The sequence below is a fragment of the Chelativorans multitrophicus genome (assembly GCF_011317445.1).
GTDB classification, from domain to species: Bacteria; Pseudomonadota; Alphaproteobacteria; order Rhizobiales; family Rhizobiaceae; genus Chelativorans; species Chelativorans multitrophicus.
The window spans coordinates 230678-250618 of sequence record NZ_JAAAPL010000001.1; the positions used below are offsets into that span (position 1 = coordinate 230678).

Here is a 19941-nt window from a genome sequence, read left to right on the forward strand (position 1 = left end):
GTTCGAAGTGCTACGACAGGCCTTCGGAAGCCAGCCGGACTGGTTTGGAGTTAAAGCCCCAAGCCGCCGATGCAGACATATTTGGTATCGAGATAGTCCTCGATACCCTGGCGCCCGCCTTCCTTGCCAAGGCCTGACTCCTTCAGCCCGCCGAAGGGCGCTTCAACCGTCGTGATCAAGCCTTCGTTCACTCCCACCAGACCATATTTCAGCCCTTCCATCACACGGAAGGCGCGGCCAAGGTCGCTGGTATAGAAATAGCAGGCAAGGCCGAAGGATGTGTCATTCGCCATCCGAATGCCGTCCGCTTCGTCCTTGAAGCGGAAAACAGGGGCAACGGGACCGAAGATTTCCTCTTCCATGAAGCGCATCTGGGGCGTTGCTTCAGCGATGACGGTCGGCTCGAAATAGCTGCCGCCCAACGCATGGCGCTTGCCGCCAGTGACAACCTTGCCACCCTTGCTGACCGCATCGGCGATCAGCTCCTCCACCTTCTCGACGGCACCGCCATCGATCAGCGGTCCCTGCTCCACGCCTTCGTCAAGCCCGGAGCCGACTTTCAGCTTCCGGGATGCTTCGACGAATTTCTCGAGGAAGCGATCATAGATGCCGTCCTGAACGAAGAAGCGGTTCGTGCACACGCAGGTCTGTCCCGCATTGCGGTATTTGGCGATCATCGCGCCTTTCACCGCCCGGTCCAGATCCGCGTCGTCGAAAACCAGAAATGGCGCATTGCCTCCCAGTTCCATCGACACCTTCTTCACCGTGCCCGCGGCCTTCTCCATGAGAAGCTTGCCGATTTCGGTCGAACCGGTGAAGGTGATCTTGCGCACAAGCGGGTTTTCGGTGAGTTCATCGCCGATTTCAGATGCCGAGCCGGTAACGATGTTCACCACGCCTTTGGGGAATCCGGCTTCCTCGGCCAATACGCCCCAGGCAAGGCCCGAATAGGGAGTCTGCGATGCAGGCTTGGCTACCGTCGTGCAGCCGGCCGCGAGCGCCGGGCCGAGCTTACGCGCCAGCATGGAGGACGGGAAGTTCCAAGGGGTGATGGCGCCAATCACGCCGACAGGCTCCTTGGTCACCAGGATGCGCCGGTCCGTCCAGGGGGCGGGCACGATGTCGCCATAGATGCGTCTCCCCTCCTCTGCGAACCAGAGTATGTATGCCGCAGATGTGCCGACCTCCCCCTTGGCCTCTGCAAGGGGCTTTCCCTGCTCCATCACGAGAAGCTCGGCAAGCGCGTCCTGATTGTCCATGATGGCATCGTGCAGCTTGCGCAGAAGCTTGGCGCGATCGTTGGCCGAAGTTTTCTTCCAGGACTGGAATGCCTCCTGCGCCGCCTCGATGGCGCGGCGCGTCTCGGCCCGGCCGCATTTCGGCACCGTGCCGATCGTCTGCCGGGTGGCGGGATTGATAACCTCGATCGTCGCGCCCGAGTCCGCGTTTACCCACTCGCCTGCGATGAAATTCGCTTCACGAAGGAAATGACTGGTCTTCTTGAGCATTGGTCCTCCTTGGCGCGCTGCGCGCCTTTCTGGCCGGAAAGATCGGACTCATATCCGAAGGTGGGAAGATTCGCGGCTGGTTCAAGCAGATCGCCACGATCGTTTCATGAGCCAATTGGGCGCTGAGATAGAGCCAGGAACAGTGGGTAGCGGTAGCGCACCTTCATCCGAACACCCACTGTACCACCGCGACCCAGAAGGCAGTGGTGACGACCGCCAGGGCCGTGCTGATGCACATGGAATTCGACGCGAGCCCCTGGCCGGTGCCAAAACGCATCGCAATGAGATATGGATTCATGCCTGACGGCATCGAAGCCGCGGTTACCGCTACCTTTGCACTGATGCCGGTGAGGCCAATCAATTTTACTGCCACCAGCGCCAGGGCCGGCATCAGAAATAGCTTGAGGAAGGAAAGTGCGATCGCCGGCCGCACATTGCCGCTCACACCGTAATGCAACAGGCCAAGCCCCATGGCGAAAAGAGCGACCGGCGCGGCAACATTGGCGAGCGCGTCGACAAGCCGCGAGGCAAGCGAAGGCATCTCAAGCCCGGTGAAGCGCCATAGGAGGCCAGCGGCTATGCCGATAACAAGCGGGTTTGTTACGAGATTATAGACGAAATCCCGCAGAATGGCCTTTATGCCCTGAGGCGCCCCTTTGCCGCCGAACCATGCCAGCATGGCTATGGTCGCCCCCATCATAAGCGGCAAATGGACCGCAATGATGAGGGAGAGAACTTCGAATCCCTCATGCCCGAAGATGCCAAGGACAAAGGGAACTCCGAGCAGGGCGAGATTGGAAAAACTGCCGGACAAGCCCCCCACCACCCCGGCGCGGCTATCGCGGCCGAATATGTAGACGACCGTGAGCTGCGCCACCACCCATGTGACCGTAGCAGCCCCGAAATAGGTGACCCACAGGCGCAGCGGCAGCCCGCCCGTGAAATCGGCTTGCGCCATGGTACGGAACAGGAGCAGCGGCACGCCCACGGATATGGCGAAGTCGCTCAGGCCCGCTCCGGTTTCCTTCCTCAGGTAACCAGACCATCCGCTCACATAACCAAGGGCAACCAGCGCGAAAACGAACGCGATTGTTTCGAAAAGAGGCGACATCCGCCTTTGCTTTAGGCCACTCCACATGACCGCGCAACCCGCGCCAGGAACGCGGGCCGGGGCATCCCATTTCCGGAAACGGGCATGGAACGTTATAAGGGGTGAACCGCAAGAGAGAACTTGATGATCCGCACCGCACTCGCTGTCCTTTTCCTTTTCCTCGCCTCGATCCAGGCAATCGCGACAGAAGCGGGCTGGGCGCTGCTGCGCCAGGGCGGGCAAGTCGTGCTGATCAGCCATGCGAACGCCCTTGGGCATGACGAACCGGCGGATTTCAATCCCGCTTCCTGCGCCACTCGGCGCAACCTGTCCGATCAAGGCCGGGAACAGGCGCGCAGGATGGGCGCGCTCTTCTTCGCCCGCGCAGCACCCATCGATGCGGTTCTTTCAAGCCGCTATTGCAGAGCATACGAGACCGCAACGCTGGCATTCGGGGATGCGGATATCTTTGCCGCCCTTGACGATTTCGAGCGCGGGTCGGAGGCCGAAGAGGCGCAGACCGCGGAGATTCGCGAGCGCGTCATGGGCTACACCGGCGCCGGCAATTTGATCATGGTGACTCACCCGAATGTGATCGAAGCTGTTACAGGCGGACGGGCGCGGGACGCCGAGGCAATCATCGTTTCGCGCTCGAAGGAGCGCATCGGCGTTGCCGCACGCATAGCGTTCAATTAGCCTTCCCTTGCCATCTGCCCTTTTCCTGCCTTTAAAAACCGATTAGAGAGCCGCTGATCCATTCAGAAAACGAATCCCGTTCCGAGGGAAGCCAGTGACGACAACATTTGATAAAGTGGCCGACATCATCGCAGAGACGAGCGAGATCGACCGCGACAAGATTACACCTGAGAGCCATACGATCGACGATCTGGGAATCGACAGCCTGGATTTCCTCGACATCGTCTTTGCGATCGACAAAGAATTCGGCATCAAGATTCCGCTGGAGAAGTGGACGCAGGAAGTCAATGACGGGAAAGTCTCCGGCGAGGAGTATTTCGTCATGAAGAACCTGTGCGCCAAGATCGACGAGCTCGTTGCCGCCAAGGCAGCCAGCTAAGCTTTGCCTCAAAGCGAGGGGACATGAATCCGACAGACGTGCTCATCACCGGCATCGGTGTCGTCTCCTCGCTGGGTCTCGGCGCCGACGCCCATTGGCAGGCCCTGACGAGGCGCGAGCCCATGCCCGCGCTCGACCTGGAGCGCTTCTCGCCCTACATCGTCCATCCCCTTCCCGAGATCGACTGGAGCACGCAGATCCCCAAGCGCGGGGACCAGCGGCAGATGGAGACCTGGCAGCGGCTCGGCACTTATACCGCAGGGCTTGCCTTGGAAGATGCCGGGATCAAGGATGACGAAGCGCTCTGCGCGTCCATGGACATGATCATAGCGGCCGGCGGCGGTGAACGGGACGTGGCGGTGGACCAGGCGATCCTCGATGCATCGCTCACACGCAACGACAATGACGTTCTCCTGAACGAAAAGCTCACGACGGAGCTTCGCCCGACGCTCTTCCTGGCACAGCTGTCCAATCTCCTGGCCGGCAACATCTCGATCGTGCACAAGGTCACTGGCTCGTCGCGCACCTTCATGGGCGAAGACGGCGCCGGCGTTTCAGCCATCGAGACGGCGGCGGCGCGGATCCGTTCCGGCCAATCGGCACATCTGCTCGTGGGCGCGGCGTTCCAGACCGAGCATCCGGATATGCTGCTCGCCTACGAACTGGGCGGATATCTTCAGCGGGAGAAATGGTCGCCCGTCTGGCAACGCAACAAAGATCTGGGCGGCGGCGTGATCACCGGGTCTGGCGCCGCGTTCCTGGTGCTCGAATCCCGTGAGCATGCGGAAAAGCGGGGCCGCACACCCTATGCCGCCATCGGCCCCGTTGCTTCAGGCCGGGCCAGGCGGAAAGACACGGACCTGCAGAAAGACTTGGCTGCGATGCTCGCCCCGCTTCAGCAGGATGTCCGGCCGGTCCTCGCAATTTCCGGCGCTTCCGGCGCACATGCGCCGACGGCGGCGGAAAGGGCAGCGCTTGAGAGCGCGGGAGCCGTGGTTCGCGGTTTCAACACGCTCACCGGGCACTTGAAGGAAGCGCAATTTCCCTTCGCCGTGGCGCTGGCGGCGCTGGCCGTCCGGCACGGACAAGCCTACCCCGCCTTCGACCCGTCCAGTGAAAAGCCTTTCGAAAGCGCGCCCAAGGCAGCGCTTGCCACCGCCATCGGCTATGACTGCTTCGAGGGCATGGGGCTCATCGTAGAGGCCTAAGGAGAGCGTCCATGAAGACCACCGACAGTTTCGGACGCCCGCTCGTCGCCGTTACCGGCATGGGTGTCGTCACCTCGCTCGGCCAGGGCAAGAAGGACAATTGGCGAGCCCTGACCGGCGGCCAGTCCGGAATCCATCCGATCACGCGCTTTCCGACGGATCACCTGGCGACGACCATAAGCGGCATGGTGGATTTTCTGCCGGAGAGCAGCCGCGGCGCAAGCGCTCTTACCTTTGCGCTGGCGGACTCGGCCGCAGAGGAAGCCATCGGCGAGGCAGGTTTCTCAACGAGCGATTTCGGCGGCCCGCTGTTCCTCGCAGCGCCACCCGTCGAGCTCGACTGGCACAACCGCCTGCGGCTTTACGCGCAATCCGATCGCGCCAATGGCTGGCGCAGCCTGATCGAGGCGGCGCGGAAGGCAAGCGAACGCGCCCTTTTCGATGAGAGCCAGTTCGCCGCGATTGCCGACCGGCTGGCTGAAAAATACGGCACGCGCGGCCTTCCGATCACACTTTCGACCGCCTGCGCCTCCGGCGCCACGGCGATCCAACTCGGGACGGAGGCGATCCGCCGCGGAGAGTGCGAGCGGGCGCTCGCCATAGGCGCGGATGGCTCGGCCACCGCCGAGGCGCTGATTCGCTTCTCGCTTCTTTCCGCGCTCTCGACGCAAAACGAGCGGCCGGAAAAAGCTTCCAAGCCCTTCTCCAAGGATCGCGACGGTTTCGTGCTGGCGGAAGGTTCGGGCGCGCTTGTGCTGGAATCGCTGGAGAACGCTTTGGCGCGCGGCGCCGAGATCCTCGGCATTATCCGCGGCTGCGGCGAAAAGGCGGACGATTTTCACCGCACACGCTCAAAGCCTGACGGATCGCCGGCCATCGCCGCCGTGCGCGCCGCGCTCAGCGATGCCGGGATGTCGGAGGACGAGATCGGCTATGTCAACGCGCATGGCACCTCGACGCCCGAGAACGACAAGATGGAGCATCTCTCGCTCTCGACCGTCTTTGGGGAGCGCATGCGCACGATTCCCATTTCGTCCAACAAATCCATGATCGGCCATACGCTCTCGGCCGCGGGCGCCGTGGAGGCCGTCTTCTCCATTTTGACCATGCGCGAGAACACCATCCCGCCGACCATCAACTACGAGAACCCGGACCCTGCAATCGAGCTTGACGTGGTGCCAAACGTAAAGCGCGAAGCAGAGGTGGCCAGCGTGCTTTCGAACTCGTTCGGCTTCGGCGGCCAGAACACTTGCCTTGTCATGGCGCGCGAAGCGGGTTAAGCGACCGGCCTGTCTAAAGGACCGGCATTCATGCGTGCATTGCAACTCGTCGCGGACCGCAAGCTCGAAATCGCGGACGTATCCCCACCCCCTCCCCCCGGCCATGGTGAGGTGACGCTTCGGATCTCCGCGGTCGCGCTCAACCACATCGATGTATGGGGCTGGCGCGGCATGGCCTTTGCCAAACGCAAGCTGCCGCTTACCGTGGGCGCGGAGGCTTCCGGCCGGGTCGACGCTGTCGGACCCGGCGTCAGCAATCTCGTGCCGGGTCAGCTTGTATCAATCTATGGCGCGCGCACCTGCGGGCTCTGCCGCCCCTGCCGCGAAGGCCGCGACAATCTTTGCGAGCATGTCGGCGGTGTGCACGGCTTTCACCTGGACGGCTTCGCGCAGGAAAAGATCAACCTGCCGGCGCGCCTCCTTGTGCCCGCGCCGCCCGGCGTAGACGAGATCGGCGCGGCCGTGGCTCCTGTCTCATTCGGAACGGTCGAGCATATGCTGTTCGACAATGCGAAGCTTGAGCCCGGTGAGACAATCCTGGTTCATGCCGGCGGCTCGGGCATCGGCTCCGCCGCGATCCAGCTTGCCAAACGCATGGGCTGCACGGTCCTCACCACGGTGGGTTCGAACGAAAAGATCGAACGAGCGAAGGCGCTGGGCGCCGACCATGTGATCAATTACCGCGAGGACCGCTTCGAAGGCGCCGTGCGCAAGATCACCAAAAAACGCGGCGTGGATGTAGTGTTCGAGCATGTGGGCGCCGATACCTGGGCAGGCTCCATGCTGTGCCTCAAGCGCGGCGGGCGGCTCGTCACCTGCGGCTCGACCTCGGGCGTTTCCACGAATATGAACCTGATGCAGCTCTTCCAGCAGCAGCTCAAGATCCTCGGCTCCTTCGGCTGCCGCATGGAGAACATGGCCGACGCCATGCAGAAAATGGCAGCCGGGATCGTCGCTCCGGTCATCGATACCGAGGTCGGCTTTGAGGCCATCGACACGGCTTTGAAGCGCATGGAAGGCCGGGATGTTTTCGGCAAGATCATCCTGCGTGTGGGCTAGAGCCTTTCATGGTTAGATTGAACCATTCTGCCGGAGCTGGTTTGGCTCAAGGTCAAGGGATTTGGCGAAGGCCGTATCGGGCATACGGTCGAGCCAAAGCCCGCTGGAATTGGGCCAAACCGGCGCGGCCCTTTGGGTTTCCGGCCGGCGGGCGCCCACTTTGTCGGCCGGCTTGCCCGATGTCCCGCATCGCGCTGCGCCGTCCTCCTCGTGGATCGCCGCGCCGGACGAGAAACAGAATTGATTCAATCTAGCCATGAAAGGCTCTAAGCCCGCCCATGAAGCGCTTTTTCCGCAAGCTCGGCCGCAGGCTCAAAAACGCCGAGCATTGGCTGACGGCCCAGGTGGCGCTTGCCATGCTGGCCCTGCTGCGGCTGCTGCCGCCTGACGCCTCACTCAACTTCGCCGAGCGGGTGGCACGCAGGGTCGGGCCGATGACCGGCAGGCACCGGGTAGCGCTCGACAATTTGCACCGCGCCTATCCCCAGAAATCTGCGGACGAGATCGAGGCCATTGCCTCCGACATGTGGGCGAACATGGCCCGGCTTGCGGTGGAATATGTCTTTCTCGACAAGCTCTTCGATTTCGACCCGGAGAGGCCGAACGCCGGCCGGGTGGAAGTCTCCGGCATCGACGTGTTCCTGCGCGTTCGCGAGGAGAAGCGCCCGCATATTTTCTTTACCGCGCATCTGGGCAATTTCGAATTCCTGCCCATCGCGGCGGCAACCTTCGGCCTTCAGGTCACCTCGCTCTTCCGGCCACCGAATAATCCCTATATCGGCGAGTACATCCATAGAACGCGCCGCACTTCCATGGGCGGGCTGCTTGCCTCGCGCTCAGGCGTTGCGCTCCAGCTTGCCCGAGTGCTGGACGAAGGCGGCAATATCGGCGCGCTGGTGGATCAGAAATTCATGGGCGGCGCACGCACCCGCTTCTTCGGCCGCGAATGCAACACGAGCCCGCTCGTGCCCAAGCTCGCGCGGCATTACGACTGCGACGTCCACCCCGCGCACTGTATCCGACTGCCCGGCGGCCGCTACCGTGTCGAAGTGAGTGAAAAGCTCGACCTGCCGCGCGATGAGGCTGGCGCCGTCGATGTTCAGCGAACCGCACAATTGCTCAATGATGTGGTGGAGGAATGGGTGCGCGCCGATCCCGGTCAGTGGATGTGGTTTCATAAGCGGTGGCAGATCCGGTAACCCCTTTCTAGTCCGTCACGACGACCAGCGTGTTGGCGGGCCCAATCTCCTTGACGAGCGAATAGAGCTTCGCGGCATTGTCCGGGTGCAGCCGCACGCAACCGTGAGAAGCCCGGCGGCCAAGCGATTTCACCGCATAGGTGCCGTGGATCGCGTAGCCCCTGTGATAAAAGATGGAAAAGGGCATGGGAGACATATCGTATTTGCGCGAGCGCCACATGCGGTGCATGCGCGTCGGCTTCCAGCGTCCCCGCGGTGTCACATAGCCCTTGCGCGCGGTGGAGACCGGCCAGCGGTAAAGGACCTGGTTGCCCTTCTTCACGGTCATGACCTGCTTGGAAAGGCTTACCCTGGCTTCCAGGCCTGCAGCAGCCGCCTCTCCCGCGAGACAAGCTGCAAGCAGGACCGCTGCAGCAAAACTTCGCACCAACTCTTCATCCTGTGTCCCTCCAGTTGCTCCAAACAGATACAATCTGCAGCTTAATCATAGATGCAAACTCTCCCTAAAGTTGCATTCTGATTTTCGTAAGATCTTAGGCGAGCAGGCACCGGGGGCCGACGATAACAAGTGCGATCTATTCGCCCTTGGATTCAGGCTTCAATCATTGCAGAACATGCACCTTCAATCAGATGCCGGATTTGGGGAGTGACGAATGAGAATGTTTGCACGATCGCTGGCCGCGGCTGTCATTCTGGCCGCTTCGGCTTCCGCAGCTCTGAGCGCGCGGACAGACCTCGTGCTGGGCGTCGTGCTCGAGCCGCCGCATCTCGACCCCACGGCGGGGGCTGCCGCGGCAATCGACGAGATTGTCTACGCCAATATCTTCGAGGGCCTTACCCGTATTGGCCCCAACGGCGATGTCGTACCGGCTCTCGCCGAGAGCTGGGAGATCTCAGAGGACGGCAAGATCTACACGTTCAAGCTGCGTGAGGGCGTCAAATATCACGACGGGACAAGCTTCGATGCCGAGGATGTGAAATTCTCGATCGAGCGCGCGATGGGGAAAGATTCGACCAATGCGCAGAAAGTGCTCTTCTCGGGGATCCAAACCGTCGAGGTGGTGGATCCCACGACCGTGAAGGTCACGCTCCAGCAGCCGCAGGGCTCGTTTCTTTACAATATGGCCTGGGGCGATGCCGTTATCGTCGCGCCCGAATCGGCCGACGGCAATAAGGAGAAGCCCATCGGCACCGGCCCGTTCAAATTCGGAAACTGGGCAAAAGGCTCGTCTGTCACGATTACAAGGAATCCGGAGTATTGGGGCGAGCCAGCGCGTCTGGAAAAGGCCGAGTTCCGCTTCATCCCGGATGCAGCGGCCGCCGTGGCGGCGCTGCTTTCAGGCGATGTGCAGGCGTTCCCCAATCTGCAGGCCGGGGACGCGCTGCCGCAGATCGAGGCCGATCCGCGCTTCAAGGTTGTCATCGGCGCCACCGAGGGCGAGACGATCCTGGCGATGAACAATGGCAAGGAGCCCTTCAATAATCTGAAGGTGCGTCAGGCGATCTCTCATGCCGTCAATCGCGACGAGGTGATCCTCGGCGCCACCAACAGCCATGGCGTACCGATCGGTTCTCACTTCTCACCGGCAAATTCCGCCTATGTGGACCTTACCGGCACCTACCCGTATGATCCCGAGAAAGCCAAGGCGCTTCTGGCCGAGGCCGGCTATCCTGACGGCTTTTCGGCGACGCTGAAGCTTCCGCCGCCGCCCTATGCACGGCTTGGCGGTGAAATCATCGCCTCCGAATTGCGGGAGGTGGGGATCAATCTCGAGATCATTCCCATGGAATGGGCCCAGTGGCTGGAGCAGGTCTTCACCAATAAAGAATTTGACCTCACCATCATCTCCCACACGGAGCCGAACGACATCAACATCTATGCGCGCGACGATTATTACTTCAGTTACCGGAACCCCAGGTTCAACGAGATCATGACGAAGCTCGACGCCACCGTCGAACCCGAAAAGCGAAAGGAACTTTACGGGCAGGCGCAGCGCATCATCGCTGAGGATGCGGTGAACGTGTTCCTCTTCCAGCTCCCGAAGATCGGGGTGTGGGACGCGAAGCTCGAAGGCATGTGGGAGAATATGCCCATCCAGGCAAACGATCTCACCAAGGTGCGTTGGGTGGATTGAGATCTCGGGGAACCTTGAAGGCTTGCGCTCTACGTGGCCCCCCTCTGGCCTGCCGGCCATCTCCCCCACGAGGGGGGAGATTGGCTGTGGCAACCTTTGCGCCCCTTTCGGCGCCGGAGATCAGCGAAAACTTTGGCGACAGTTGATCTCTCCCCTTGAGGGGGAAATGGCCGGCAGGCCAGAGGGGGGTACGAAAGGGCACCGACGAGCCGAGCCAGAGACGAGGCGGGTTCGATGACCGCCTATCTCCTTCGCCGCCTTGCCATCGCGGTTGCCACTCTTTTCGTGGCTTCTCTCGTGGTGTTTTCCGTCCTGGAAATCCTGCCGGGCGATCCCGCGCGCCTCATGCTGGGCTTGAATGCCAGTCCCGATGCGCTCGCAGCCCTACGCACGGAGATGGGGCTCGACCGGCCCCTTGCCGCCCGTTATCTTGACTGGCTCGGCGGGATGATCACAGGGGATTTCGGCCGCTCGCTCACCTATTCCTCGCCAGTGATCGATCTCGTCAAGGAACGGCTCGCCGTCTCTTTTCCGCTTGCGCTCATTGCGCTCACCCTCTCGACGATTATCGCCATCCCGGTCGGTGTTTTCGCGGCGGCAAGGCGTGGGAAGGCGGCCGATACCGTGGCCATGGGGTTGGCGCAGGTGGGCGTGGCCGTGCCCAATTTCTGGTTCGCACTGCTTCTCGTCTATGTTTTCGCCGTTAGCCTGAGGCTCGTTCCGGCTGGAGGGTTTCCGGGATGGGGCGATAGCTGGGCGAGCCACTGGCAAGCGCTGAGGGCGCTCATCCTGCCCGCGATTTCCCTTGCCCTTCCCCAGGCCGCGATTCTTGCCCGCGTGACGCGCTCCGCCACGGTGGAGGTGCTGGGTGAGGATTACATCCGCACCGCCCGCGCCAAAGGGCTGCCGTACCGCAGGGTACTGTGGCGGCACGCGCTGCGCAATGCGATGATCCCCGTGCTCACCATCATGGGCCTGCAATTCGCTTTCCTTCTCGCCGGTACCATCATCATCGAAAATGTGTTCTACCTGCCGGGATTGGGCCGGCTCATTTTCCAAGCCATCAGCCAGCGCGACCTGATCGTGGTGGAAGGCGTCGTGATGCTGCTCGTCGCGAGCGTCATCCTCATCAACCTTGTCGTCGACATTTGCTACACGATCGTCGATCCCCGCCTGAGGGGCGGCCGATGAGCCTCGATCCGGTTCCCGCGCCTCAGCGCCGACGGATGCGCGGCGCGCTCTCCAACCGCTCGTTCCTGGTGGGGCTCGTCATCACCGGAGCGGTGATCCTGATGGCGCTCGTCTCCTTTTTCTGGACGCCCTACGACATCACGCGGCTTGCGGTCGCGAACAGGCTTTTGGGGCTTTCCCCGGAACATCCCTTCGGCACTGATCATATGGGGCGCGACATTTTCTCCATGATCATGATCGGGGCGCGCAATTCCATCGCCGTCGCGATTGTGGCGGTGGGCATTGGGATGGGCGTCGGCGTACCGCTCGGTACCTGGGCGGCCGCCCGCGGGGGTTGGGCGGATGAGGTGCTCATGCGCGCGAACGACGTGATGTTCGCGTTTCCCGCGCTGCTTTCGGCGGTGATGATCACGGCCATCTTCGGTCCGGGAGCTGTAAACGCGATCATCGCCATCGGCATCTTCAACGTGCCCGTCTTTGCCCGCGTTGCGCGCGCGGGGGCACTGGCGCTGTGGCCGCGCGAATTCATCCTGGCCGCCCGCGCCTCCGGCAAGGGCAAGGTGCTGATAACGCTGGAGCACATCCTGCCCAATATCGCCGGCCTTCTTCTGGTGCAGGGAACGATCCAATTCGCGCTCGCCATTCTGGCGGAGGCGGGGCTGTCCTATCTGGGCCTCGGCGCCCAGCCGCCCATGCCCTCCTGGGGGCGCATGCTCTTCGACGCGCAAACGCGGATTGCCGTGGCGCCGCATCTGGCGCTTTTTCCGGGACTCGCCATCGTCGTCACCGTGCTCGGGCTGAACCTGCTGGGCGACGGGCTTCGCGACGTTCTCGACCCGCGGCTGAGGCAAGAGCGATGAGCCTGCTCCAGATCGAAAAGCTGACGCTCTCGATCGGCGGATCGCAGATCCTCAGGAGCATCGACATTTCGATAGAGCCGGGCGAAATCATGGGCCTGGTGGGCGAATCAGGCTCCGGCAAGTCCATGACGGCGCTCAGCATCATGAAGCTTCTGCCGCCTGGCGCACGGGCGGGCGGCCGCGTGCAGTTCGACGGCATCGACATCCTCTCCGCGCCTGAAGCCGCCATGTGCCGGCTGCGCGGGGACGACATCGGCATGATTTTTCAGGAACCGATGACGGCGCTCAACCCGGTGAAGACCATCGGCCAGCAGGTGGCCGAAGGAATCCGCTGGCACACGGGCGCGAACAGGGCAGACGCAGAGAGCCGCGCCCGCGCCATGCTCGAACGCGTGGGACTGCCCGAAAAGGAATTCCCCCTCACCCGCTATCCGCACGAGCTTTCGGGCGGACAGCGCCAGCGCGTCGTGATCGCCATCGCCTGCGCGCTCAAGCCGAAGCTTCTGATCGCGGATGAGCCGACCACGGCGCTCGACGTGGTGCTGCAGAGGCAGATTCTGACGCTCTTACGCGAGCTGGTGAACGAAAGCGGCATGAGCCTGCTTCTCATCTCGCATGATCTGGCGGTCGTGGCGGAAATGACGGACCGCCTGACGATCATCCGCGATGGCGCCGTGATGGAGGCGGGTGAAACGGTCCAGATCCTCTCGCGGAAAACACATCCTTATACGAGGCAACTTGCGGAAGCCTCCACTCACGTCCCGGCGCGGGTGGCGATTTCCAAACCGGGCGCCGGGCCGTCTGCCGCACCCCTCCTCGAAGTGGAGGGCCTGACGCGCGACTATCCCGTACGCCCTGCCGGTCTTTTTGCACGGGCAAGCAGGTTCCGCGCCGTGGACCATGTCTCCTTCTCGATTTTCCCTGGCCAGAGCGTCGCTCTCGTCGGCCGCTCCGGTTGCGGGAAATCGACACTGGCCCGAATGATTCTGGCGCTTGATCGGCCAAGTTCAGGCTCCATCCGCTTTATGGGCCAGGAGATCGGCGGAAGAAGCGAGGAAGCGCTGCGGCCCGCGCGCCGCAACATGCAGGTGGTCTTTCAGGACCCCTACGGCTCTTTCGACCCGCGTCATCGCGTGGAAAGGCTAGTGGCCGAGCCTCTGCATCTTGCCGACGAGAAACCGGGTGCGGCGCGCCGGCGCGATCTGGTCGCCGAGGCGCTGGAGCAAGTCGGCCTTTCGCCCTTGGACATCGACAAATATCCGCATGAGTTCTCAGGCGGTCAGCGGCAGCGCCTCGCCATCGCCCGCGCGATTATCACCAGGCCGAAGCTCATCGTCGCCGACGAGCCCGTTTCCGCGCTTGACGTTTCGATCAGGGCGCAGATCCTCGATCTTTTCGCGGACCTCAACGACCGGCTGGGGGTCGCCTATCTCTTCATAACGCATGATCTAAGGGTTGCCCGCGCGATCACCGACACGGTGCTGGTGATGCACGAGGGAAAAATCGTCGAGACGGGGCCGACGGAAATCGTCCTGGACAATCCCAGGAGCGATGCGGCCCGCGCGCTTTTGGCCGCCGCTCCCGACCTCGGGCTGACCCTGCGAAAACGTCTCGCGCAGGATACGGGTTGAAAAAAGAGCACCACAAGGTGCAGAGTTGTGCCGGGAACCGGCGGGCGAACAAACGAGGAGGAATGCCGCATGAGCAAGTCCGTCTCCATCCAGCCGCCGCGCGTTTTCCCCACCTTCCGCTACCGCGATCCCGCTGCCATGATCGAGTGGCTGGTGAAGGTTTTCGGCTTTTCCATTCATGCGCGCTACGGAGAAGGAAACGAAGTGGCGCATGCCGAACTCGCCCTCGGCTCATCCATCATCATGCTCGGCAAGGCAAAGGACGATGAGTATGGGGCCATGGTGGGGGAGCCGGGGGAAGGTGGCGGGAAATCCGTCTATATCGCGGTCGAGGATGCCGATCTGGTCCATGACCGGGCAGTGAAGATTGGCGCTGAGATCCTGCAAGGCCTGACCGATCGGGACTATGGCAGCCGCGAGTTCATATGCCGCGATCCCGAGGGCAATGTCTGGTCGGTCGGGACCTACTGGCCGAAGGCGCATGAAGAGGCCTGAAATTTCCTATTCGACAGTGGCCGGTGCCCATTATTCGGAGGTTATATGACCAAAATCGCCTTTATCGGCCTCGGAAACATGGGAAACCCGATGGCCGCCAACCTGGTCAAAGCCGGGCATGAGGTGAATGGCTTCGATCTCTTGCCCGAGAATCTTGCAAAAGCGGAAAAGAGCGGCGTTTTCCGGGCGGAGAACGCGCAGAAGGCAATCGAAGGTGCTGATGCGATCATCACCATGCTGCCGGCGGGCAAGCATGTGCTCACGGTCTATGAGGACATCCTGGCCAAGGCGGCGGCGGGCACGCTCTTCATCGATTCATCGACCATCGACGTCGCCTCGGCGCGAGTGGCCCACTTGATGGCCCGCAAGCACGGTCATCTGTCTGTCGATGCACCCGTTTCCGGCGGGGTGGTCGGAGCGGAAGCGGGCAGCCTGACCTTCATGGCCGGAGGCTCCGCTGAGGCCTTCGCCAAGGCCGAGCCCATCTTGAAGCCGATGGCCGGCCGCATCGTTCATTGCGGCGATGGGGGTGCCGGCCAGGCCGCGAAGATCTGCAACAATATGATCCTGGGCATCTCGATGATCGGCGTCGCGGAAGCCTTCGTGCTGGCGGAAAAGCTCGGACTTTCGCACCAGGCCCTCTTTGAGGTGGCGTCGGCTTCATCGGGCCAGTGCTGGTCGCTGACAACCTATTGCCCGGTGCCGGGGCCGGTGCCGACCTCCCCCGCCAACCGGGACTACCAGCCAGGCTTTGCCACAAGCCTGATGCTCAAGGACCTGCGCCTTGCCCAGGAGGCCGCGCAGACGGCCGGCGCCGTAACCCCGCTCGGAGCCGAAGCGGCGCAGATCTATGCGCTCTTCGATGCGATGGGCCAAGGCGGACGGGACTTTTCAGGCATCATAAGCTTGCTGCGCGGCACTACCAAATGATCCATCGGCGAAAGCTTTCACCGGCGAGGAAAAAATCCCGAATTAAGGAATAAGCAAGCACTCGCTAACCTCCCGGTAACGATGTCCAGCTAAAACAAAACACGAGGCGGACATTGAAGCCTCCCCGGCTCCGGATCAGGTCTCGCGTACCGGAGGGGCCGCTCCCGCCAGCGTACGAGTATAGCGGGGGCAGACAGAGTAGTGCGTAGAAGACCGCGTTTCTCCCGGCCGGAGAACGCGGTTTCGCTTTTTTTGACCAAGCTTTTTTTGCCCCGCGTGGAAGCCGGCCTATGCGAAGCCTATGAGGCGTTTCCGCGGAGCCGAGGAGCCGCTACGGTGACGCCCGGCATAGCCTCGCCAGATACGTCCTGGGGCTATGCACTCAATCGCCGCAAGAAGTGCTGAACTTGACCTCACGGGCCGAAAAGATGCTTCTTGGCCCCGCGAATACGACGCTGCCTTCCAGGATTTGACCAGGCAGTATCGTGCGGTCCAAAACTGGCGTATTCGCAACAATCTTATACTTATCTGGCCCAACCAGGACAAAACATCCATCCGTCAGGTCGACTGGAGCAACGCCGATATTCTCGACTTTGACCTTGAAGGCCTTCTGATCGCCGGGTTCGTCCGTCTCGACTTCCAACGCATCTCGGGTCGAAGTCACCTTGATTGGCCCCTCAACGATTGCTTTTTCGGAACAAGAAAGCAGAACAAATGCCATTGCTAAAATTGAATACGCATATGTATTTTTCATAATGAGCTACCATTTACAATTAGACTAAAGGCGATACTTTTCAAATAGATTTCAATAAGATATCTTAGGATAGAAAGGCTTATAAGATATTTCCCTCCTCTAACATTCCTGTTACCTGTCTAAACGAAAGACTGTCGGCGGCGAGAAGCCCTGACACGCGGCTGCATTCCGCAGCTGATCCACATCATTCGCGAATTTTCGCAGGACAGAGCTACGACGCCCCCGACGCAGCTTGGGGCACGAACTCTGGCGTGTAAGCATTGTGCTCGGCGCATCTTGGCGCATTCACAGGCGCCTGCGTATCGCTGTTCGTGGCGGTGGTGAGCCATCCGAGCGCATAAGGCGATCCCACGGGCAAGCACCCGCGCAGCGCCGTCTTCAGCAGGTCAGCGCAGGCTCCTAGTTGCCCGGTTTTTCTCCCGCGGAGCTCCACCCCTCGTCCGCCCAAGCCGCTCCTTCGTCTACCTCGACGACGGTATTCATACGGGGGTCAAGACCACGCCTGAGCATCTGCACCTCAAGCTGAAGGCGCTCCAGTTCCAGATTGTAGAGGCGGTTGCAGTCGACCCGCTCGGTCCCCTTCCCCAGCGGTACGACGACACGCCCATACGCCGTAAGCGCGTTGGAGCCGCTGCCATCAAGGCCACCTCCTATGATGCCGGAATCGACATAGGCGCCTCGTCCACCTACCGCGGACCGGCAGGTGGTCCCGTCGGCGGCGCGAACTTCGTCGTGACCGCTCGGGGCGCTGACGCCCGGCAAGGAGATGCCGGTCTGATTTTGCTTCACTATAAAAAAATCATCGGCGGCTGCACTTACGGTCCAATGTAATGGAAATATCACCGCCATCAGCGCAACCGACGAGCCAGGAAACGCCCGCATATCTGTGCCTTTATCCTGGTTGTGCCGTCGGGGAAGGGAATGCTTTCGGTACAGATTCGAACGCGCCGTTCGCTCATGCCCTCGAACGGGATAACGACGACCACCGGGCGGGAGGCCCCGCCGGTGAGCATCATCGTGGAGGGCGATGTACGTGCACGAACCGGGCGGAAATTTTCGTCATAGACGCGTACCGCCACCTCAACCTGGTGGCGATACGTATTGCGTGGGAAGACGCGGACAGCGAACTCATCGGCAAAGCTGGTGATGACGCCCCGCATCGGAGTCATAGACTGGGCGCCGACAGGAGAACTCGACAAAGCGACCACAAAGAACACCGCAACCTGAAGCAGCCGGTCCGGTCTCATCGCCCGTCCTATTCGCAGGTTATGGTTACGTCGGCCGAGTAATTGCCTTCAGGGAAGATGCCGGTGGACTTCGTCGCAGTGAGATCGACGGCCAGATTCGTAACACCGGTGCCCAATGCCGTCGGTGTTGCGCCGGCCACGTCGGTGGCTGTCGTGGCGCCGGTGGCACTGTAGAGCGAGGCGAAGGTGACATTCGTCTCGCCGCCCGCAGGGGCCGCGCTAAACGCGGTCGGCGCGGAGGCCGTGACATCGAAGGACGCTCCGGTGGTCGTGATCGTCGCAAGACCGGCGCTGCCGCCCTGCTCCTGAGAGCTCAACTGGGTCTGATCACTGCTGGGGGTCATGATACCTGCCGAATCGATGGCGATATTGCATGTCGCAGATACGGTGCTGCTGAACGGCATGGTAGCGGTTGCAGCTTCGGCATTGGACATCGTTGCAGCCGTGATGACAGCAGCGACAAAGAGTTTCTTCATAATGTTGCTCCTGGAAGCCCAAAAACCCCCCGTCCGACTCAGTAGCACTCACTTTGTTAACCAACATTTAAACGTGTATTTTGATATGCTGAAACAACTAGAAGATCAATCCTGCAAGGAGGACGGGGCATTGGCGCAGGTGCTGGAGCGGAGTGTGCCTGGCAGTCTCTTTCCTGCGGGCGGCATCGCAACGCGCCAATGCTTGATTGAGCGCAAGTACATTATGGCAGCTTGGACCCGAGCGTCAGTTGCAGCCGTGCACGCTATCTCTCGGCGGCGGTCGCTACATTCTGCCCCGCGTTCTGAGTGGCATTAACGGCATTCGCGGTGTCCTGGCCCACACCGCGAATGGTGTTGGCGCAGCCGGCGGCCAAGCCGATCACGGCGGCGAGAACGGCAATGCGCGAAAGGATCTTGGCAGACATGATCTGATTCCCCATTTTCGCTCCACGCGAGAGACGTGAAAATGACGACAATGACAGGGACAAAACGCATTGAGCCAGAAAAGGTTCTGGCCATCGCCTGCGCCGGCGCTTGTGACCTATGCTGATTGCGGGCTCGGCGGCCGGCGCAGAATGCCGTCGACCTTCAATATCAGCAGATGCATCCAGGCTTGATATCCTGGAGTTTCGGCGTTCACATTAACCCGCTATATAATGCTGCTTATCGCTTGGCGGCGCTTGCAACGAAATAGCTTGAAACAGAACCGGTTGAACGAGGAAGGAAGCGCACTGGAGAGATTGTCGGCACATTATCCACCGCCACGGCGCCTGTCCCAGATATTCGAAGATCTAGTGCATAATGCGCAGGGAACGGCGATCACCGTGGATCAATTGCGAAATGCGCTGGGTGAGCGCAGCTTCGCGACGTTTCTTGTCTTCTTCGCGTTGCTCAATATGCTTCCGCTGCCGCCGGGCAGCACGCTTGTGCTGGGTATTCCTCTCCTGCTCATCTCGATCCAGATGGTGCTGGGTCGCAGCACGGTGTGGCTTCCACATTCGATCCTGACGAAGTCGGTGGGCGTGGAGCAATTTCGCCAGATGAGCGAAAAGCTCGGCCCCAAGGTGAAACGGGTGGAGCGCCTGATCCGCCCGCGCTACTGGCCGTTCGCTCCGGGCCAGGCGGATCGCGCAGTCGGCCTCTGCGCCCTCTTTCTGGGCGTCCTCATCACACTGCCGATCCCGTTCGGCAACTGGTTCCCGGCGCTTGCCTGCGCGCTACTCGGCCTAGCACTCTCCGAATGTGACGGGCTTCTGCTCGGGATCGCCGTCGCAGTCGGGCTGTTTTCGCTTGTCATTGTGGGCGTCATTTTCGGCAGTGCGGGCGCCCTCGCAGCATTTTTCATACTGTAGCCTCATAGCCGCGTCGCTTTCTAATAAAGCTGGGTGCTCACGATTGCCTGCGCGAAAAGACCCCGCCGCCGTTCGCGCTAGGAACGGGTGCGGCGGGGCGGAGACACGGGGCCTCCAAAACCGTCTGTTTGAGGATCAGTTCGGCGGAGATGCCTTTTACCCGATTACACGCGTGACTCCCGCGGGGCACCTGCCGTTCCGCTGCCGCCTTCGCCGCCACTCCCCGGCCTTCTCTGCTGCCATATGTCAGCGGCCGAGCCCCAGACAGGAGCGCTGGAAGACCCCTGCTGCTGCACGTTGGAAGGGTTATAGGGCGGAGGAGGACCCGGAGCATAGGCTGGTGGCCGGCGGGGAGCGCCCCGGAACTCCGCACCGGGATTGGGATGCCGGGAATAGGCCGGCGGGGCGCCAGCCGGATTTTGACTGGATGGCGGGATGTGGCCGAAGGGCA

General features: G+C 61.6%; 22 protein-coding genes. 13 read left to right on the top strand and 9 right to left on the bottom strand.

The window, feature by feature from the left end:
• Positions 1 to 50: 50 nt before the first annotated feature.
• Both GNP00_RS01075 and GNP00_RS01080 read right to left on the bottom strand, forming a co-directional pair.
• Positions 51 to 1508 carry an NAD-dependent succinate-semialdehyde dehydrogenase gene (locus GNP00_RS01075; RefSeq protein WP_011580662.1) on the bottom strand — a complete coding sequence of 486 codons (1458 nt, stop codon included), beginning with the start codon at positions 1506 to 1508 and terminating at the stop codon, positions 51 to 53.
• 163 nt (positions 1509 to 1671) lie between these two features.
• Entirely contained in the window at positions 1672 to 2619 is a 948-nt protein-coding gene (locus tag GNP00_RS01080; RefSeq protein WP_041544648.1) for an AEC family transporter, read from the bottom strand.
• Positions 2620 to 2742: 123 nt separating this feature from the next.
• Between GNP00_RS01080 and GNP00_RS01085 the strand changes: the two genes are divergently transcribed.
• The 5 genes from GNP00_RS01085 to GNP00_RS01105 all read left to right on the top strand — a co-directional run bounded on the left by GNP00_RS01085 (position 2743) and on the right by GNP00_RS01105 (position 7220).
• Positions 2743 to 3294, top strand: coding sequence for a histidine phosphatase family protein (locus tag GNP00_RS01085; protein ID WP_011580660.1), 552 nt, complete (start codon positions 2743 to 2745; stop codon positions 3292 to 3294).
• Between the two features lie 94 nt (positions 3295 to 3388).
• The gene (locus GNP00_RS01090; protein ID WP_011580659.1) at positions 3389 to 3673 is read left to right on the top strand and encodes an acyl carrier protein; all 285 of its coding nucleotides are present in this window, start codon (positions 3389 to 3391) and stop codon (positions 3671 to 3673) included.
• A 23-nt stretch (positions 3674 to 3696) separates the two neighbouring features.
• Positions 3697 to 4881 carry a beta-ketoacyl-ACP synthase gene (locus GNP00_RS01095; protein ID WP_011580658.1) on the top strand — a complete coding sequence of 395 codons (1185 nt, stop codon included), beginning with the start codon at positions 3697 to 3699 and terminating at the stop codon, positions 4879 to 4881.
• An 11-nt stretch (positions 4882 to 4892) separates the two neighbouring features.
• Complete coding sequence (locus GNP00_RS01100; protein WP_011580657.1) at positions 4893 to 6161, top strand: beta-ketoacyl-ACP synthase; 1269 nt, start codon at positions 4893 to 4895, stop codon at positions 6159 to 6161.
• Positions 6162 to 6191: 30 nt separating this feature from the next.
• Positions 6192 to 7220, top strand: coding sequence for a zinc-binding dehydrogenase (locus GNP00_RS01105; protein ID WP_011580656.1), 1029 nt, complete (start codon positions 6192 to 6194; stop codon positions 7218 to 7220).
• Between the two features lie 12 nt (positions 7221 to 7232).
• Here GNP00_RS01105 and GNP00_RS01110 read toward each other — a convergent pair whose 3' ends face one another.
• Positions 7233 to 7478, bottom strand: a complete 246-nt coding sequence (locus tag GNP00_RS01110) for a hypothetical protein (protein WP_011580655.1) — start codon at positions 7476 to 7478, stop codon at positions 7233 to 7235.
• A 20-nt stretch (positions 7479 to 7498) separates the two neighbouring features.
• Here GNP00_RS01110 and GNP00_RS01115 point away from each other — a divergent pair, with 20 nt between their 5' ends.
• Complete coding sequence (locus GNP00_RS01115) at positions 7499 to 8419, top strand: lipid A biosynthesis lauroyl acyltransferase (RefSeq protein ID WP_011580654.1); 921 nt, start codon at positions 7499 to 7501, stop codon at positions 8417 to 8419.
• A 7-nt stretch (positions 8420 to 8426) separates the two neighbouring features.
• Here GNP00_RS01115 and GNP00_RS01120 read toward each other — a convergent pair whose 3' ends face one another.
• Positions 8427 to 8846, bottom strand: a complete 420-nt coding sequence (locus GNP00_RS01120) for a L,D-transpeptidase family protein (RefSeq protein WP_011580653.1) — start codon at positions 8844 to 8846, stop codon at positions 8427 to 8429.
• Positions 8847 to 9072: 226 nt separating this feature from the next.
• Between GNP00_RS01120 and GNP00_RS01125 the strand changes: the two genes are divergently transcribed.
• The 6 genes from GNP00_RS01125 to mmsB all read left to right on the top strand — a co-directional run bounded on the left by GNP00_RS01125 (position 9073) and on the right by mmsB (position 15661).
• Entirely contained in the window at positions 9073 to 10554 is a 1482-nt protein-coding gene (locus tag GNP00_RS01125) for an ABC transporter substrate-binding protein (RefSeq protein WP_011580652.1), read from the top strand.
• 234 nt (positions 10555 to 10788) lie between these two features.
• Positions 10789 to 11745: an ABC transporter permease gene (locus GNP00_RS01130; protein WP_011580651.1), complete on the top strand. Its 957-nt coding sequence runs from the start codon at positions 10789 to 10791 to the stop codon at positions 11743 to 11745.
• The gene (locus GNP00_RS01135; RefSeq protein ID WP_011580650.1) at positions 11742 to 12605 is read left to right on the top strand and encodes an ABC transporter permease; all 864 of its coding nucleotides are present in this window, start codon (positions 11742 to 11744) and stop codon (positions 12603 to 12605) included. Before GNP00_RS01130 ends, GNP00_RS01135 begins: the two co-directional genes overlap by 4 nt.
• Entirely contained in the window at positions 12602 to 14236 is a 1635-nt protein-coding gene (locus GNP00_RS01140) for an ABC transporter ATP-binding protein (protein ID WP_011580649.1), read from the top strand. Before GNP00_RS01135 ends, GNP00_RS01140 begins: the two co-directional genes overlap by 4 nt.
• A gap of 69 nt (positions 14237 to 14305) precedes the next feature.
• Positions 14306 to 14731 carry a VOC family protein gene (locus tag GNP00_RS01145; RefSeq protein ID WP_041544647.1) on the top strand — a complete coding sequence of 142 codons (426 nt, stop codon included), beginning with the start codon at positions 14306 to 14308 and terminating at the stop codon, positions 14729 to 14731.
• Between the two features lie 45 nt (positions 14732 to 14776).
• A complete protein-coding gene (gene mmsB / locus GNP00_RS01150) occupies positions 14777 to 15661 on the top strand; it encodes a 3-hydroxyisobutyrate dehydrogenase (protein ID WP_011580647.1) in 885 nt (294 codons plus the stop codon).
• A 382-nt stretch (positions 15662 to 16043) separates the two neighbouring features.
• On the opposite strand, the gene GNP00_RS01155 is transcribed toward mmsB, so the two are convergent.
• The 5 genes from GNP00_RS01155 to GNP00_RS01175 all read right to left on the bottom strand — a co-directional run bounded on the left by GNP00_RS01155 (position 16044) and on the right by GNP00_RS01175 (position 18563).
• On the bottom strand, positions 16044 to 16415 hold the full coding sequence (locus GNP00_RS01155) for a DUF4354 family protein (protein WP_011580646.1): 372 nt from the start codon (positions 16413 to 16415) through the stop codon (positions 16044 to 16046).
• Between the two features lie 399 nt (positions 16416 to 16814).
• Positions 16815 to 17204 carry a hypothetical protein gene (locus tag GNP00_RS01160; protein ID WP_343034321.1) on the bottom strand — a complete coding sequence of 130 codons (390 nt, stop codon included), beginning with the start codon at positions 17202 to 17204 and terminating at the stop codon, positions 16815 to 16817.
• Positions 17205 to 17263: 59 nt separating this feature from the next.
• A complete protein-coding gene (locus tag GNP00_RS01165; protein ID WP_011580644.1) occupies positions 17264 to 17662 on the bottom strand; it encodes a hypothetical protein in 399 nt (132 codons plus the stop codon).
• A gap of 8 nt (positions 17663 to 17670) precedes the next feature.
• A complete protein-coding gene (locus GNP00_RS01170; protein ID WP_011580643.1) occupies positions 17671 to 18138 on the bottom strand; it encodes a hypothetical protein in 468 nt (155 codons plus the stop codon).
• 263 nt (positions 18139 to 18401) lie between these two features.
• Positions 18402 to 18563, bottom strand: a complete 162-nt coding sequence (locus tag GNP00_RS01175) for an entericidin domain-containing protein (protein WP_041545260.1) — start codon at positions 18561 to 18563, stop codon at positions 18402 to 18404.
• Positions 18564 to 18794: 231 nt separating this feature from the next.
• On the opposite strand from GNP00_RS01175, the gene GNP00_RS01180 reads away from it, so the two are divergent.
• Complete coding sequence (locus GNP00_RS01180; protein WP_011580641.1) at positions 18795 to 19490, top strand: exopolysaccharide biosynthesis protein; 696 nt, start codon at positions 18795 to 18797, stop codon at positions 19488 to 19490.
• Positions 19491 to 19941 lie beyond the last annotated feature (451 nt).

Excerpts from the sequence above, each read along its gene's own strand:
- GNP00_RS01075 (WP_011580662.1), bottom strand. The coding sequence starts at position 1,508 with ATGCTCAAGAAGACCAGTCATTTCCTTCGTGAAGCGAATTTCATCGCA.
- GNP00_RS01080 (WP_041544648.1), bottom strand. The coding sequence starts at position 2,619 with ATGTCGCCTCTTTTCGAAACAATCGCGTTCGTTTTCGCGCTGGTTGCC.
- GNP00_RS01085 (WP_011580660.1), top strand. The coding sequence starts at position 2,743 with ATGATCCGCACCGCACTCGCTGTCCTTTTCCTTTTCCTCGCCTCGATC.
- GNP00_RS01095 (WP_011580658.1), top strand. The coding sequence starts at position 3,697 with ATGAATCCGACAGACGTGCTCATCACCGGCATCGGTGTCGTCTCCTCG.
- GNP00_RS01100 (WP_011580657.1), top strand. The coding sequence starts at position 4,893 with ATGAAGACCACCGACAGTTTCGGACGCCCGCTCGTCGCCGTTACCGGC.
- GNP00_RS01105 (WP_011580656.1), top strand. The coding sequence starts at position 6,192 with ATGCGTGCATTGCAACTCGTCGCGGACCGCAAGCTCGAAATCGCGGAC.
- GNP00_RS01110 (WP_011580655.1), bottom strand. The coding sequence starts at position 7,478 with ATGGCTAGATTGAATCAATTCTGTTTCTCGTCCGGCGCGGCGATCCAC.
- GNP00_RS01115 (WP_011580654.1), top strand. The coding sequence starts at position 7,499 with ATGAAGCGCTTTTTCCGCAAGCTCGGCCGCAGGCTCAAAAACGCCGAG.
- GNP00_RS01125 (WP_011580652.1), top strand. The coding sequence starts at position 9,073 with ATGAGAATGTTTGCACGATCGCTGGCCGCGGCTGTCATTCTGGCCGCT.
- GNP00_RS01130 (WP_011580651.1), top strand. The coding sequence starts at position 10,789 with ATGACCGCCTATCTCCTTCGCCGCCTTGCCATCGCGGTTGCCACTCTT.
- GNP00_RS01135 (WP_011580650.1), top strand. The coding sequence starts at position 11,742 with ATGAGCCTCGATCCGGTTCCCGCGCCTCAGCGCCGACGGATGCGCGGC.
- GNP00_RS01140 (WP_011580649.1), top strand. The coding sequence starts at position 12,602 with ATGAGCCTGCTCCAGATCGAAAAGCTGACGCTCTCGATCGGCGGATCG.
- GNP00_RS01145 (WP_041544647.1), top strand. The coding sequence starts at position 14,306 with ATGAGCAAGTCCGTCTCCATCCAGCCGCCGCGCGTTTTCCCCACCTTC.
- mmsB (WP_011580647.1), top strand. The coding sequence starts at position 14,777 with ATGACCAAAATCGCCTTTATCGGCCTCGGAAACATGGGAAACCCGATG.
- GNP00_RS01155 (WP_011580646.1), bottom strand. The coding sequence starts at position 16,415 with ATGAAAAATACATATGCGTATTCAATTTTAGCAATGGCATTTGTTCTG.
- GNP00_RS01165 (WP_011580644.1), bottom strand. The coding sequence starts at position 17,662 with ATGAGACCGGACCGGCTGCTTCAGGTTGCGGTGTTCTTTGTGGTCGCT.
- GNP00_RS01170 (WP_011580643.1), bottom strand. The coding sequence starts at position 18,138 with ATGAAGAAACTCTTTGTCGCTGCTGTCATCACGGCTGCAACGATGTCC.
- GNP00_RS01175 (WP_041545260.1), bottom strand. The coding sequence starts at position 18,563 with ATGTCTGCCAAGATCCTTTCGCGCATTGCCGTTCTCGCCGCCGTGATC.
- GNP00_RS01180 (WP_011580641.1), top strand. The coding sequence starts at position 18,795 with ATGCTGCTTATCGCTTGGCGGCGCTTGCAACGAAATAGCTTGAAACAG.